General features: G+C 70.1%; 16 protein-coding genes. 15 read left to right on the plus strand and 1 reads right to left on the minus strand.

Translation table 11 applies throughout. The annotated features are described in order from the left end of the window. The first annotated feature begins 98 nt into the window (after positions 1-98). The 8 genes from QTI45_RS18205 to QTI45_RS18240 all read left to right on the plus strand — a co-directional run bounded on the left by QTI45_RS18205 (position 99) and on the right by QTI45_RS18240 (position 8272). Entirely contained in the window at positions 99-962 is an 864-nt protein-coding gene (locus QTI45_RS18205; protein ID WP_286655440.1) for an FAD binding domain-containing protein, read from the plus strand. Positions 963-984: 22 nt separating this feature from the next. Further along, positions 985-1479, plus strand: a complete 495-nt coding sequence (locus QTI45_RS18210) for a (2Fe-2S)-binding protein (protein WP_286655441.1) — start codon at positions 985-987, stop codon at positions 1477-1479. A gap of 67 nt (positions 1480-1546) precedes the next feature. Continuing rightward, entirely contained in the window at positions 1547-3961 is a 2415-nt protein-coding gene (locus QTI45_RS18215; RefSeq protein WP_286655442.1) for an aerobic carbon-monoxide dehydrogenase large subunit, read from the plus strand. Positions 3962-3985: 24 nt separating this feature from the next. After that, complete coding sequence (locus tag QTI45_RS18220) at positions 3986-4606, plus strand: SRPBCC family protein (protein WP_286655443.1); 621 nt, start codon at positions 3986-3988, stop codon at positions 4604-4606. 7 nt (positions 4607-4613) lie between these two features. Further along, positions 4614-5513 (plus strand): AAA family ATPase, encoded by a 900-nt coding sequence (locus tag QTI45_RS18225; protein WP_286373533.1) that lies wholly within the window; start codon positions 4614-4616, stop codon positions 5511-5513. Further along, a complete protein-coding gene (locus tag QTI45_RS18230) occupies positions 5510-6676 on the plus strand; it encodes a vWA domain-containing protein (RefSeq protein ID WP_286373534.1) in 1167 nt (388 codons plus the stop codon). Before QTI45_RS18225 ends, QTI45_RS18230 begins: the two co-directional genes overlap by 4 nt. A gap of 32 nt (positions 6677-6708) precedes the next feature. Next, on the plus strand, positions 6709-7596 hold the full coding sequence (locus QTI45_RS18235; RefSeq protein ID WP_286373535.1) for an XdhC family protein: 888 nt from the start codon (positions 6709-6711) through the stop codon (positions 7594-7596). A gap of 1 nt (position 7597) precedes the next feature. Then, a complete protein-coding gene (locus tag QTI45_RS18240; RefSeq protein WP_286655444.1) occupies positions 7598-8272 on the plus strand; it encodes a nucleotidyltransferase family protein in 675 nt (224 codons plus the stop codon). Here QTI45_RS18240 and QTI45_RS18245 read toward each other — a convergent pair. After that, a complete protein-coding gene (locus QTI45_RS18245) occupies positions 8233-8562 on the minus strand; it encodes a GIY-YIG nuclease family protein (RefSeq protein WP_286373537.1) in 330 nt (109 codons plus the stop codon). The genes QTI45_RS18240 and QTI45_RS18245 overlap by 40 nt on opposite strands. A 121-nt stretch (positions 8563-8683) precedes the next feature. Between QTI45_RS18245 and QTI45_RS18250 the strand changes: the two genes are divergently transcribed. The 7 genes from QTI45_RS18250 (at position 8684) to QTI45_RS18280 (ending at position 14591) form a co-directional block, all read left to right on the plus strand. Then, positions 8684-8848, plus strand: a complete 165-nt coding sequence (locus QTI45_RS18250; RefSeq protein ID WP_286373538.1) for an FmdB family zinc ribbon protein — start codon at positions 8684-8686, stop codon at positions 8846-8848. A 35-nt stretch (positions 8849-8883) separates the two neighbouring features. Further along, complete coding sequence (locus tag QTI45_RS18255; protein WP_286655445.1) at positions 8884-9564, plus strand: redoxin domain-containing protein; 681 nt, start codon at positions 8884-8886, stop codon at positions 9562-9564. Positions 9565-9684: 120 nt separating this feature from the next. Then, on the plus strand, positions 9685-10338 hold the full coding sequence (locus QTI45_RS18260; RefSeq protein WP_286655446.1) for a hydrolase: 654 nt from the start codon (positions 9685-9687) through the stop codon (positions 10336-10338). A 15-nt stretch (positions 10339-10353) separates the two neighbouring features. Then, positions 10354-10653: a XapX domain-containing protein gene (locus tag QTI45_RS18265; protein WP_286655447.1), complete on the plus strand. Its 300-nt coding sequence runs from the start codon at positions 10354-10356 to the stop codon at positions 10651-10653. Then, on the plus strand, positions 10646-12529 hold the full coding sequence (locus QTI45_RS18270; protein WP_286655448.1) for an amidohydrolase: 1884 nt from the start codon (positions 10646-10648) through the stop codon (positions 12527-12529). Before QTI45_RS18265 ends, QTI45_RS18270 begins: the two co-directional genes overlap by 8 nt. After that, the gene (locus QTI45_RS18275; RefSeq protein ID WP_286655449.1) at positions 12529-12966 is read left to right on the plus strand and encodes a DoxX family protein; all 438 of its coding nucleotides are present in this window, start codon (positions 12529-12531) and stop codon (positions 12964-12966) included. Before QTI45_RS18270 ends, QTI45_RS18275 begins: the two co-directional genes overlap by 1 nt. Then, on the plus strand, positions 12963-14591 hold the full coding sequence (locus QTI45_RS18280; RefSeq protein WP_286655450.1) for an MFS transporter: 1629 nt from the start codon (positions 12963-12965) through the stop codon (positions 14589-14591). The genes QTI45_RS18275 and QTI45_RS18280 overlap by 4 nt, the downstream gene beginning before the upstream one ends. Positions 14592-14598 lie beyond the last annotated feature (7 nt).

Here is a 14598-nt window from a genome sequence, read left to right on the forward strand (position 1 = left end):
TTCGTGCTTGTGAAGCGGCTGTTCGTGCTTTGGTGCCTGCGGTCGAAACCCGGTCGTCTTAACTTCTGCGGGCGACCCCTCGCCAGGAGACAACAACGATGATCCCAGCCGGATTCGACTATCACGCGCCCCGCTCGGTGGGCGATGCGATCTCGCTGCTCGGGCAGTACGGCAGCGATGCCAAGCTGCTGGCCGGCGGCCACAGCCTGCTGCCGATGATGAAGCTGCGATTCGCGCAACCGGCACACCTGATCGACCTGAACCGCATCGAGGCGCTGCGCGGCATCCGGGAGGAGGGCGACACGATCGTGATCGGCGCGATGACGGTCGAGAACGAGCTGATCGCCTCGGCGCTGCTGCAGCACAAGCTGCCATTGCTGCCTGAGGCGGCCAGGCAGATCGCCGATCCGCAGGTGCGCAACCGCGGCACCATCGGCGGCGATATCGCGCATGGCGACCCGGGCAACGACCATCCTGCGCTGTCGATCGCGCTGGACGCCGTGTTCGTGCTCGAAGGTCCCCAGGGCACGCGCCAGGTCGACGCCGACGGTTTCTTCCAGGGCACCTACATGACCGCCATGGCCGAGGACGAGGTGCTGACCGCGATCCGCATCCCGGCGCTCGCCTCCGGCACCGGCTACGCCTACCAGAAGCTCAAGCGCAAGACCGGGGACTGGGCCACCGCCGCGGCCGCGGTCGTGATGCGGGTGGACGGCGGCAACGTGAGCCATGTCCGCATCGCGCTGACGAACCTGGCGCCGACCGCCCTGCGGGCCCGCGATGCCGAAGACGCGCTGCTCGGCAAGCCACCGAGCGATGCCGCGATCACCGATGCGGCCGCGCGGGCGATGGCGATCTGCGACCCGGCCGAAGACCTGCGCGGCGACCGCGACTACAAGATCGCGATGGCCGGCCAGATGGTGCAGCGCGCGCTGCGCCTGGCGCTGTCGCGCTGCAAATAAGAACGACGAAGGAGCAGACCCCATGGGCAAGCAGATCATCGGTCTCACCATCAACGGCAAGCGCGTGGAGAAGGCGGTCGAGCCGCGCACGCTGCTGGTTCATTTCCTGCGCGAGGACTGCCACCTGACCGGCACCCACATCGGCTGCGAGACCAGCCACTGCGGCGCCTGCACGGTCGACCTCGACGGCCAGTCGGTCAAGAGCTGCACCCATCTGGCGATCCAGTGCGACGGTTCGGAGGTGCTGACGGTCGAGGGGCTGGCCCAGGGTGCGCTGCTGCACGCGGTGCAGGAGGGCTTCTACAAGGAGCACGGCCTGCAGTGCGGCTTCTGCACGCCGGGGATGTTGATGCGCAGCTACCGCTTCCTGCAGGAGAACCCGAACCCCACCGAAGAGGAAGTGCGGGCCGGCATCGGCGGCAACCTGTGCCGCTGCACCGGCTACCAGAACATCGTGAAGGCGGTGCTGCATGCGGCGGCCGCGCTGCAGCAGCAAACTGAAAAGGTGGCCGCATGAGCACGCCCGGCCGCCCGAAGTGCGAATTCCCCCTCGGGGGGACGGCGCGCAGCGCCAAGGGGGTCCAATGAACGCCCCGATCAACCCCGACCTGCTCGAGCGCGCTGCCGCGCTGCAGGGCATGGGCGACAGCCGCCTGCGCAAGGAAGACGCGCGCTTCATCCAGGGCAAGGGCCACTACGTCGACGACATCCAGATGCCCGGCATGCTGCACATGGACATCGTGCGTTCGCCGGTCGCCCATGCGCGCATCCGGAAGATCGACAAGAGCGAGGCGCTGAAGGTCCCCGGCGTGATCGCGGTGCTCACGGCCGACGACCTGAAACCGCTCAAGCTGCACTGGATGCCGACCCTGGCCGGCGACGTGCAGGCCGTGCTGGCCGACGAGAAGGTGCACTTCCAGATGCAGGAAGTCGCGGTCGTGATCGCCGAGGACCGCTATGCCGCGGCCGACGGCGTCGAGGCCGTGATCGTCGAGTACGACGAGCTGCCCGTGGTGCTCGACCCTTACGCCGCGCTGGCGCCCGATGCGCCGGTGCTGCGCGAAGACCTCGCGGGCAAGACCGAAGGCGTGCACGGCAAGCGCGATCACCCCAACCACATCTTCACCTGGGAGGCGGGCGACAAGGCCGCCGCCGATGCGGCCTTCGACGCCGCGCCGGTGAAGGTGGCCGAGCGCATCTTCTACCCGCGCGTGCATCCGTGCCCGCTGGAAACCTGCGGCTGCGTGGCCTCCTTCGACCCGATCCGCGGCGAGCTCACGACCTGGATGACCTCGCAGGCGCCGCACGTGGTACGCACCGTGGTGTCGCTGCTGTCGGGCATCCCGGAGTCGAAGGTGCGCATCGTCTCGCCCGACATCGGCGGCGGCTTCGGCAACAAGGTCGGCGTCTATCCCGGCTACGTGTGCGCGATCGTCGCCAGCATCGTGCTGGGCAAGCCGGTGAAATGGATCGAGGACCGGATCGAGAACATCTCGAGCACCGCCTTCGCCCGCGACTACCACATGGACGGCGAGATCGCGGCCACGCAAGACGGCCGGATCCTCGGCCTGCGGGTCAACGTGGTCGCCGACCACGGCGCCTTCGACGCCTGCGCCGACCCGACCAAGTACCCGGCCGGCATGTTCCACATCTGCTCGGGTTCGTACGACATCCCGGCCGCCTGGTGCAGCGTGAAGGGCGTCTACACCAACAAGGCGCCGGGCGGCGTGGCCTATCGCTGCTCGTTCCGCGTGACCGAGGCGGTCTACGTGATCGAGCGCATGGTCGACATCCTGGCCCAGCAGCTGGGCATGGACAAGGCCGAGATCCGGGCGAAGAACTTCATCCGCAAGGAGCAGTTCCCCTACACCTCTGCCTTCGGCTTCGAGTACGACTCCGGCGACTACCAGACCGCGCTCGACAAGGTGCTGGCCGCCTGCGACTACCGGGGCCTGCGCGCCGAACAGGCCGTCAGGCGGGCCGACCCGGCCTCGCCAACCCTGATGGGCATCGGCCTGGTCGCCTTCACCGAAGTGGTGGGCGCCGGGCCCAGCAAGATGTGCGACATCCTCGGTGTCGGCATGTTCGACAGCTGCGAGATCCGCATCCACCCCACCGGCAGCGCGATCGCGCGCATGGGCACGATCACGCAGGGCCAGGGCCACCAGACCACCTATGCGCAGATCATCGCCACCGAGCTCGGCATTCCTTCGGAAGTGATCCAGGTGGAAGAGGGCGACACCAGCACCGCGCCCTACGGCCTCGGCACCTACGGCTCGCGCTCCACGCCGGTGGCCGGCGCGGCGATCGCGATGGCCTCCCGAAAGATCCACGCCAAGGCGCGCAAGATCGCGGCCCACCTGCTGGAGGTCGGCGAGAACGACCTCGACTGGGAGATCGACCGCTTCAAGGTCAAGGGCGACGATGCCCGCTTCAAGTCGATGAAGGACATCGCCTGGGCCGCCTACCACCAGGCGCCGCCGGGGCTGGAGCCGGGGCTGGAAGCCGTGCACTACTACGACCCGCCGAACTTCACCTTCCCGTTCGGCATCTACCTCTGCGTGGTCGACATCGACCGAGGAACCGGCGAGACGAAGGTGCGGCGCTTCTATGCGCTGGACGACTGCGGCACGCGCATCAACCCGATGATCATCGAAGGCCAGATCCACGGCGGGCTCACCGAAGGCTACGCGGTCGCGATGGGCCAGCAGATGCCTTTCGACGCCCAGGGCAACCTGCTGGGCAACACGCTGATGGACTACTTCCTGCCGACCGCGGTCGAGACCCCGAAGTGGGAGACCGACCACACGGTGACGCCGTCGCCGCACCATCCGCTGGGCGCCAAGGGCGTGGCCGAATCGCCGCATGTCGGGTCGATCCCGACCTTCACCTCGGCGGTGGTCGATGCCTTCGCGCACCTCGGTGTCAGGCACATGGTCATGCCGCACAGTGCCTACCGGGTCTGGCAGCAACTCAAGGAGAGCGGTGTCGCGCTCTGAGGCGCCGCATCGAATCGAAGACCCATGGAAGTCAAGCTGGACAAACGCTACCCGCTCGATGTCGATGCCGTGCGCGCCTGGACGCTGCTGGCCGACGTGCCGGCCACGGCCGGCTGCATGCCCGGCGCGGCGATCACCGAGAAGATCGACGACACGCACTACAAGGGCAGCGTCAAGGTCAAGGTGGGGCCGGCCAACGCGGCCTTCGCGGGCGACATCGAGGTGCTGGCGCTCGACGAGCTGCACCAGACGCTGCAGCTGCTGGGCAAGGGCTCGGACCGCGGCGGCTCGTCGGCGTCGATGAAGCTCACGGCCACGATCGAGGCCGGCGAGACGGCCGGCACATCGGTGCTGGCGGGCCAGGCCGAGGTGATCGTCAACGGCAAGTTCGCGCAGTTCGGCGGCCGGCTGATGGTGCAGGTGTCGGACATGCTGCTTGGCCAGTTCGTCGACAACTTCCGCGTCGCGGCGGCGGCCTTGCCGGCGCCGCAGGCGAGCGCCGCTGCGGCGACCGCCATCGGGGCCGCGGCCGCGGCCGAGCCGGCCGCCGTGGCGCCGGCCAAACCCAACGAAATCAATGCGCTCGCGGTGTTCTGGCATCTGGTCAAGGGCTGGGTGGCCGGCCTCTTCGGCAAGCGCGCCTGAGCCCGCCATGACCGACGCCGAGCTGCGAGAGTCGCTGCACCGGGCCGGCTACATCGCCGACGAAAGCCTGGCCACCGCGCTGTGGCTGGCCGGCGAGCTCGAGCGGCCGCTCCTGATCGAGGGCGACGCCGGCGTCGGCAAGACCGCGCTGGCCGGCGCGCTCGCGCGGGCCCGCGGCCAGGCGCTGGTGCGGCTCCAGTGCCACGAAGGCCTGGACTTGTCGCAGGCCGCGTACGAGTGGAACTACGGCCGCCAGCTGCTCGCGATCCGCCTCGGCGAGACCCAGCCCCAGGGCCTGAAGGAGTCCGACCTGTTCGCGCGCGACTACCTGCTGGAGCGGCCGCTGCTGCAGGCGATCTCGAGCGAGCAGCCCTGCGTGCTGCTGATCGACGAGATCGACCGCGCCGACGAGGCCTTCGAGGCTTTCCTGCTCGAGGTGCTGGCCGACTACCAGATCACCGTGCCCGAACTGGGCACGCTGCACGCCAGGCACATCCCGCAGGTCGTGCTGACCAGCAACGGCACGCGCGAGCTGTCGGATGCGCTGCGCCGGCGCTGCCTGTATCACTACCTCGACTATCCGAGCCTGGCGCGCGAGATCGCGATCGTGCGCGCCACCCTGCCGGAGGCGGAGGCCGCCCTGATCGAACAGGCCGTGAGCTTCGTGCAGCGGCTGCGGCGCGAGGACCTGGCCAAGGCGCCCGGCGTGGCCGAGACGCTCGACTGGGTGCGCGCGCTGCACCGGCTGTCGTTCAAGGCGCTGCCCGAGGATCCGCACGCACTGGCTGCCACGCTGGCCTGCCTGGTCAAGACGCGCGAAGACCGCTTCCAGCTCGGCGAGGATCGCGTGCGGCAGCTGATCGAAGGACGGCGCGCGGTCGGCGTTGCCGAGAAGTCACCGACATGAACACGGTGGCGCGACCGCTGGAGAGCATCGCCGGCTTCGCTGCGCTGCTGCGGGACCATGGCATGAAGGTCGGCATCGCCGAGCAGCAGGCCTTCGTGCAGGCGGCCCTGCGGCTGCCGCTGGAGCGGGTGTCGCGACTCGATCCGGCCTGGCGCGCGATCGCCTGTCACGACGCCCACGACTGGCGGCGCTGGCCCGAGCTGTTCGACAGCTACTGGTACCCGCGGCGAGTCCGGGGCCGCACGAAGGTCGGCGGCCAGGCGCGGCCGAGCCGCAGCCTGCAGCAGGTGGTGCAAAGCCTGCACGAGCGCATGGACGGCTCCGCGCCTTCGCCAAGACCGGCCTCGGCCGACACCGCCCTCGATGCGCCGCCCGTGGCCGAGGGAGACCCGGCGCAGCAGCGCGCCAAGGGCGGTGCCAGCCGCACCGATGCCCTGCACGACCGGTCGCTGTCGCAATGGCTGCCGCAAGACCTCGCGCTGCTGCAGAGCCTGGCCGAGCGGATCGCGCAGCGCCTGCGAAAGCGCTTGACGCGCCGCTGGCACGACGCTGCGCGCGGCCGTCGCCTCGACGTGCGGCGCACGCTGCGCGCCAGCCTGCGCACCGGCGGCCTGCCCGTCCACCCGGTGTGGCGCGCGGTCCGGCGCGAATGGCCGCGGCTCTTCATCCTGGTCGACGTCAGCCGCTCGATGGAGACCCATGCCCAGCTGTTCCTGCGCATCGCGCGCGCCTTCGTCGCCGCCATGAATGCGCGGGTCTTCGTCTTCCATACGCGGCTGGCCGAGGTCACGCCATTGCTGCGCAGCGACTCGGCGGCGGTGCAGGAGAAGATCAACGCCGTGACGGCCGGCTTCGGCGGCGGCACCCGCATCGCCACCAGCGTGGCGGACTTCCACGCGGTGCATGCGCGCGCGCAGCTGCAGCGCAACGCGCGCGTCTGGGTGCTGTCCGACGGCTTCGATGCCGACCCGCCGGAGCGGCTGGCGCAGGAACTTGCGCGCATCCGGGCGCGCGGCGCGCGGGTGCACTGGTTTCATCCGTCCGAGGCGCCGCCCGCATCGCAGTCGATGCAGGCGGTGATCGGGCGGCGCGAACTCGTGGAGGCTTTCTCGAGTCTCACCAGCCTGCGTGATCTGGCCGATCTGGCGCAGCACCTGCGCTGAATCGCCGGCATCCCCCTGAAGGAGAAGATGACATGAGCAACGCCGACACCGTCCTCGATTCCGCGCGCCGGCTGCAGCAGGCTGGCACGCCCTGCGCGCTGGTCAGCGTCGTGAAGTCGCTGCCGCCCGCATCCGCGCATCCGGGCGACAAGGCGGTCGTCACGGCCGATGGCCGGATGCAGGGCTGGGTCGGCGGCGGCTGTGCCCAGCCGGCCGTGATCCGCACGGTGCGTCAGGCGCTGGCCGACGGCCGGGCGCGGATGATCCGCATCTCACCGGCCGAGGAAGGCCACGAGCGGGACCTGGGCGATGTGCTCGAGTTCGGCATGGCCTGCCACTCCGGGGGCACGCTGGAGCTGTTCGTCGACCCGCTGATGCCGCGCGCCGAACTGGTCGTGATCGGCAGCTCGCCGGTGGCGGCCAGCCTGGTGCAGCTCGGGCCGCGGGTCGGCTTCGCCGTGACGCTGGTGGCCCAGGGCGCGCAGGCATCGGATCACCCCGACGCCTGCCGGGTGATCGATCGCGACGATGCGGCGACCGTCTGCCCGCAGGTCGGCGCCGGCGCCTGGGTCGTGATCGCGACGCAGGGGCGGCGGGACCTGCAGGCGCTCGGCCTGGCGCTGTCGCTGAATGCGCGGCAGGTGTCCTTCGTCGCCAGCGCCCGCAAGGCCCAGGTGCTCAAGGATTCGCTGATCACCGCCGGCGCCGATGCGGCGGCGGTGGCCGCGATCGTCGCGCCCGCGGGCTATCCCATCTCGGCGTCGACGCCCGAGGAGATTGCGCTGTCGGTGCTGGCGGCGGTGGTGGCGAACCGTCGCCAGGCCTCGGGTCCGCCCGCGCCTCGAGCGGGGGACGAGGCGCACGCTCACGGTGCGACAGTGGCAGCGCCGGCGGCCCGGCGCGCCTGCTGCGGAGGCTGACATGGGCTGCATCCTCAAGGGCGGGGGCGGGCTGTACGCGCGCCTGGTGGTGGGCGCGGTGCTGCTGGCCGCGGGGTCCGGCAGCCGCCTCGGCGGGCGCCCCAAGTCGCTGCTCGAACTCGGCGGCGTGCCGTTGATCCGGCGCCAGCTGATCGCACTGTCGGGTGCCGGCGTCGACGAGGTGGTCGTGGTGCTGGGACATCACGCCGAATCGATCGAGGCTGCCGTGCGCGACTTCCCGGTGACGCTGGCTCGCAATCCGTCGCCGGACGACGGCCAGGCCTCCTCGGTGCGCATCGGCCTGCAGGCGCTGGCCGGCAAGCTCGACGCCGTGGTCGTCGCGCTGGCCGACCAGCCGATGATCAACTCGCAGGACATCACGGCGCTGATCGGAGCCTTCAAGAAGCGCGGGGAGGCGTCGATGGTGGTGCCGCGGGTGGCCGGCGAGCCCGGCAATCCGGTGATCTTCGAGGCCGCACTGCGCGACGAGTGGCTGGCCGGGGATGTCAACGGGGCCTGCCGGCGCTGGCGCGACGCCAACCCCGGGCGGGTCTGCTGGCTCGACACCGACAACCAGCGCTACCGGATCGACATCGACACGCCGCAGGACCTCGAGCGCTTTGCCGAGCGCACCGGTCACGTGCTGCGCTGGCCGGCTCCGCCCGCGATGGCCTGAGGCGCGCAGGGCGGCGACTCGGCCTCGAAGAAGGCGAGCTTGCGGGCGCGCGGCAGTGCCTTGAGCCTCAGTTCGGCCCGCAACGCTTCACTCTTGCTTGCATATTCGCGCGCCGCCAGCACACGCAGCGGGGGCCGCGCGCGCGTGAACCTGGCGCCCAGGCCGAACACATGCCGATAGAAGCGCTCTTCGACGTCGAGCGCGATCCCCGCGTAATACACGCCGCCCTCGCATTCCAGCAGATAGAGCCAGTAGGGCAGGGATGGCGGGTCGGGCAGGGTTCGAGGCACGCCGCGATTGTGCCGGCCCGGCAGGAGTATCCAACCCGGCGCCATCGTCGTAGGATCGCCGCGGGGGCGTTGGCATTCGAGCTCGCAGCTGCGCCGCCCGCAACTGTCGCGGAGAAGCACCATGCCTACCTACCAGTATCGTTGCGTGAAGTGCGGCGAGGTGTTCGACCATGTCGAGCATCTCGCGGAGCATGAGACGGCCCGCTTGAACTGCCCGAAATGCGGCAGCGATGCGGTTCAGCATCAGCCGACCCAGTTCTTCGCGAAAACCTCCAAGAAAAGCTAGAGGCGCCACCGGCCCACACCCGAAGGAGAGCTTCCATGGGAGACCAGAGACGCCCCCTGCAGCCCGGGGAGCCGGCGCCCGCGTTCGCACTTCCTGCGGCCAACCTCGAAGCGATGGTCTCCCTGGACAGCCTGCGCGGTCGCGCGTTCCTGATCGGCTTCTACCGCGGGCTGCATTGTCCGTTCTGCCGGCGCCAGGTGCTGCAACTCGCCGGCGTGCAGGCGGACTTGCAGGCCCTGGGGGTGCAGACCCTCGCCGTGATCAACACGCCGGTGGAACGCGCCCGACTTTATTTCCGCCATCGGCCGACGCCGGTCACGCTCCTGTGCGACCCGGATTGCCTCACGCACCGGGCCTTCGGCGTGCCCTACCTCGAGTTCCAGCCCGAAGTCGAGGGCGAACGCCCCGAATGGCCCTATCGCGCGAGCATGGCGGAATTCGGCGCGGCGCGCATCAATCCCGGGGGCGCTCTGCCGGTGCCGATGCAGCCGATGGAAGCCAATGCCGCGCTCAACGCCCTGGACGGCTTCGAACTCGACCAGACCGACCAGGCCATCTTCGAAAGCCACGCGACCCAGCTGGTGGGGCATTTCCTGGTCGACGGGTCCGGCATCGTCCGCTGGGCGCAGATCGAGGCCCGCGACGGGCCGAACGGCCTCTGCAGCTTTCCGGACGCGGCGCAATTCATTGCCGCCGCCGGCAGCCTTTCGCGTTGATCTTCATCGCACAAACAGCAAAATTCCCGCCGCATCGTTCAAGCCAGCCGGGCCGGTCTCCTTTACCCTCGGCGACTTCCCTCCGCGGGCCCGCTCCGCTTCCCCGAAAAGGACCTTCCCATGCCGATCACCGCCAAAGCCGTTCCCGGCGCCAAGCTGCTCACGCCGACCGACCACACGCTGGTCATGATCGACTTCCAGTCGCAGATGGCGTTCGCGACGCACTCGATCGACGCCGTCACGCTGCGCAACAACGCGGCGCTGGTGGCGCATTCGGCCGCCGGCTTCGGCGCCTCGACCATCCTCACGACCGTCGCCGAGAAGAGCTTTTCCGGCCCGATGTTCGACGAGATCAAGGCCGCCTTCCCCGAGCAGGCGATGCTCGACCGCACCTCCATGAACAGCTGGGAGGACGCCGCCGTGATCAAGAGGATCAACGAGATCGGCAAGCCGCGCATCGTGCTGTGCGGGCTCTGGACCAGCGTGTGCATCGTCGGCCCGGCGCTGTCCGCGCTCGACCAGGGCTTCGAGGTGTACGTGATCGCCGACGCCTGCGGCGACGTCTCCGCCGAGGCCCACAACCGGGCCATGGACCGCATGGTGCAGGCCGGCGCCCAGCCCATGACCGCGCTGCAGTACCTGCTCGAGCTGCAGCGCGACTGGGCCCGCGGCGATACCTACGACCTGACCACCGGCATCGCGAAGAAGTTCGGCGGCGCCTACGGCCTCGGCATCATCTACGCCAAGACCATGTTCGGCGCCCACGAGGGCTGACGCGGAGCCGCCCGGATGAAGCCGTACCTTGTTTCCCTGGCGCTCGGCGTGCTGGTCGGCGTGATCTATGCGCTGTTCAGCGTGCGCTCGCCGGCGCCGCCGATCATCGCGCTGGTGGGCCTGCTGGGCATCCTGGCCGGCGAGCAGCTGCCGCCGCTGGCCAAGCGCCTGCTCGACCGCAGCCCCGCTTCGACCTCCTGGCTGCACCATCAGGTCAAGCCGCACATGTTCGGGCGCCTGCCCGAGTGCGCCAAGGAGGCGCTGCCGCCGACCGCGGGCGTTCCGGTCGCCAACGGGGAGCAGGGCCGTGGCTGAATCGCCCTCGCTGATCCTTCACAACGGCCGCATCACCACGCTGGACCGCGCCAACCCGGTGGCCAGCGCGGTGGCCGTCAGCGACGGCCGCTTCAGCCGGGTCGGGCGCGATGAAGACGTCCTGCCGCTGGCCGGGCCCGCCACCCGCGTCATCGACCTGCAGGGCCGGCCGGTGCTGCCGGGCCTGATCGACAACCACCTGCACATCATCCGCGGCGGCCTCAACTTCAACCTCGAACTGCGCTGGGACGGCGTGCGCAGCCTGGCCGACGCGATGGCGATGCTGCGGCAGCAGGTGGCGATCACGCCGGCGCCGCAGTGGGTGCGCGTGGTGGGCGGCTTCACCGAACACCAGTTCGCCGAGAAGCGGCTGCCGACCATCGAGGAACTGAACGCCGTGGCGCCGGACACCCCGGTGTTCCTGCTGCACCTGTACGACCGGGCCCTGCTCAACGGCGCGGCCCTGCGCGCAGTCGGCTACACGCGCGACACGCCGGCGCCGCCCGGCGGCGAGATCGTGCGCGACAGCGCCGGCAACCCGACCGGCCTGCTGCTGGCCAAGCCGAACGCGAGCATCCTCTACGCGACCTTGGCCAAGGGGCCGAAGCTGCCCTTCGAGTACCAGCTCAACTCGACGCGCCACTTCATGCGCGAGCTCAACCGGCTCGGCGTCACCGGCGCCATCGATGCCGGCGGCGGCTTCCAGAACTTCCCCGAGGACTACCAGGTCATCCAGCAGCTGGCCGACGCCGGCCAGCTCACGATCCGCCTGGCCTACAACCTGTTCACGCAGAAGCCCAAGCAGGAGAAACAGGACTTCCTGAACTGGACCGCGAGCTCGACCTACAAGCAGGGCGACGACTACTTCCGCCACAACGGCGCCGGCGAAATGCTGGTGTTCTCCGCCGCCGACTTCGAGGACTTCCGCCAGCCGCGTCCCGAGATGGGCCCCGGCATGGAAGGCGATCTCGAGGAGGTGGTGCGCGTCCTGGTGCAGAACCGCTGGCCGTGGCGCATGCATGCCACCTACGACGAGACCATCGAGCGCGCGCTCGATGTCTTCGAGAAGGTGAACCGCGACACGCCGCTCGCGGGCCTGAACTGGTTCTTCGACCACTGCGAGACCATCTCCGAGAAGTCGATCGACCGCGTCGCGGCGCTCGGCGGCGGCATCGCGGTGCAGCACCGCATGGCCTACCAGGGCGAGTATTTCGTCGAGCGCTACGGCGCGGCGGCGGCCGAGGCGACGCCGCCGGTCAAGCGCATGCTCGAGAAGGGTGTGAAGGTCTCGGCCGGCACCGACGCCACCCGCGTGGCCTCGTACAACCCGTGGGTGTCGCTCGCCTGGCTGGTCACCGGCCAGACCGTCGGTGGCCTGCGCATCACGCCGCAGCGCAACTGCCTGGACCGCGAGGCGGCGCTGCGCATGTGGACCGAGCACGTCACCTGGTTCTCCAACGAGGTCGGCAAGAAGGGCCGCATCGAGGCCGGCCAGCTGGCCGACCTGATCGTGCCCGACCGCGACTTCTTCGCCTGCCCCGAGTCCGAGATCGCCGACACCACGGCGCTCCTCACAGTGGTCGGTGGCAAGGTGGTGTATGCCGCGGGCGACTTCGCGCCGCACGACGAAGGCCTGCCGCCGCCGGCCATGCCGGACTGGTCGCCGGTGCGGCGCTTCGGCGGCTACGCGGCCTGGGGCGATGCCGAGGGCGCGCCGCTGCAGGCCACGCTGCGTCAGGCGGCCCAGGCCTGTGCCTGCGCCAACGATTGCGGCGTGCATGGCCACCGCCATGCGACCGCCTGGAGCAGCCGGCTGCCCGTGGCCGACCTCAAGAGCTTCTGGGGCGCGCTCGGCTGCGCCTGCTGGGCGGTCTGATGCAGGCACTGCGCAATCTGGCGACGACGCCCGCGCTGCGATGGCTGGCGCTGCTTCTGCTGTGCGCGGCCTATCTGCAGGGCGCCTTCGTGAAAGCCACCGACTTCGCCTCGGCGATCGCCGAGATGCAGCACTTCGGTCTCGCGCCGGCGGCGCCGCTGGCCGTGCTCGTGATCGCGTTCGAGTTCGGCGCCTCGCTGATGATCCTGACCGGCTTCCATCGATGGCTGGGCGCCCTGGGCCTGGCCGGCTTCACGCTGATGGCGACCTTCATGGCCAACCGTTTCTGGGAGATGGCGCCGCCCGACCGCTTCATGGCGGCCAATGCCTTCTTCGAGCATTGGGGGCTGGTGGGCGGCTTTCTGCTGGTCGCCTGGCATGATCTGCGCGCACAGGACGAACGCACGGAAGTGCAAAGAACCGAGGTTTCCATTTGAGCTCCGAGCCATCGACCCCAGCCGCGCCCGCGTCGGCCTCGGGCAGTTTCGCGCCTCTGCGCCAGCCCGTGTTCGCAGTGCTATGGGTGGCGACCGTGCTCGGCAATGTCGGCAGCTTCATGCGCGACGTCGCCAGCGCCTGGATGGTGACCGAGCTGTCGGCCAGCCCCACCGCGGTGGCCCTGGTGCAGACGGCCGCCACGCTGCCGATCTTCCTGCTCGCGATCCCGGCCGGCGTGCTGTCCGACATCCTCGACCGGCGCCGCTTCCTGATCTTCATCCAGATCATGCTGGCAGCGGTCAGCGGCACGCTGCTGCTGCTGGCGAGCACCAAGTCGCTGACGGTCGAGTACCTGATCGCGCTGACCTTCGTGGGCGGCATCGGGGCCGCGCTGATGGGTCCGACCTGGCAGTCGATCGTGCCCGAACTGGTGCCGCGTCCGGACCTCAAGAACGCCGTGGCGCTGAACTCGCTGGGCATCAACATCGCACGCGCCATCGGCCCGGCCGCCGGCGGCCTGCTGCTGGCCAGCTTCGGGGCCGCCACGGCCTACGGCGCCGACGTGCTGAGCTATGTGTTCGTGATCGCCGCGCTGCTCTGGTGGAAGCGGCCGCCGACGCCCGACAGCGGCCTGTCGGAGCAGTTCTTCGGTGCTTTCCGGGCCGGCCTGCGCTATGCCCGGGCGAGCCGCGAACTGCACGTCGTGCTGCTGCGCGCGGCCGTGTTCTTTCTCTTCGCGAGCTCGGTCTGGGCACTGCTGCCGCTGGTGGCGCGCCGGATGCTGGGCGGCACGGCCGGCTTCTACGGCCTGATGCTGGGCGCTGTCGGCGTCGGCGCGATCCTCGGCGCCTTGCTGCTGCCCCGGCTGCGCGCCAAGCTCGACGCCGACGGCCTGGTGCTGCTGGCATCGCTGCTGTCGGCCCTGGTGATGGCGGTGCTCGCGAGCGCGCCGCCGCAATGGCTGGCCGTGCTGCTCATGCTGCTGCTGGGCACCGGCTGGATCATCGCGCTCACCACGCTCAACGGCGTGGCCCAGGGGGTGCTGCCCAATTGGGTGCGCGGACGGGGCCTGGCGATCTACCTCACGGTGTTCAACGGCGCCATGGCGGCGGGCAGCCTGGGCTGGGGACTGGTGGCACAGAAGATGGGCGTGCCGGCCACCCTGCTGGTCGGCGCCGCGGGGTTGACGGTGGTGGCCTTCGTCTTCCACCGGGTCCGCCTGCCGTCGGGCGAGGCCGATCTGCAGGCTTCCAACCACTGGCCCGAGCCCTTGCTCGACGAGCCGGTCGCGAACGACCGCGGGCCGGTCATGGTGCAGGTCGAGTACCGAATCCGCAAGGCCGACCGACCGGCCTTCCTGCATGCGCTCAAGGCGATGTCGCTGGAGCGCCGCCGCGATGGCGCCTACGCCTGGGGCATCACCGAGCACACCCATGAGCCCGAGCGCCTGATGGAGTGGTTCCTGGTCGAGTCGTGGGCTGAACACCTGCGCCAGCACCAGCGGGTGTCGAAGGCCGACGCCGACCTGCAGCACGAGGTGGTGCGCTTCCACATCGGGCCCGAGGCGCCGGTGGTGCACCACTTCCTGGCGCTGGATCTGGACGAAAAGCGCGGCGCGGGCTGAGGCCGGC

Origin of the sequence: Variovorax saccharolyticus, from assembly GCF_030316765.1 — a bacterium.
GTDB classification, from domain to species: Bacteria; Pseudomonadota; Gammaproteobacteria; order Burkholderiales; family Burkholderiaceae_C; genus Variovorax; species Variovorax saccharolyticus.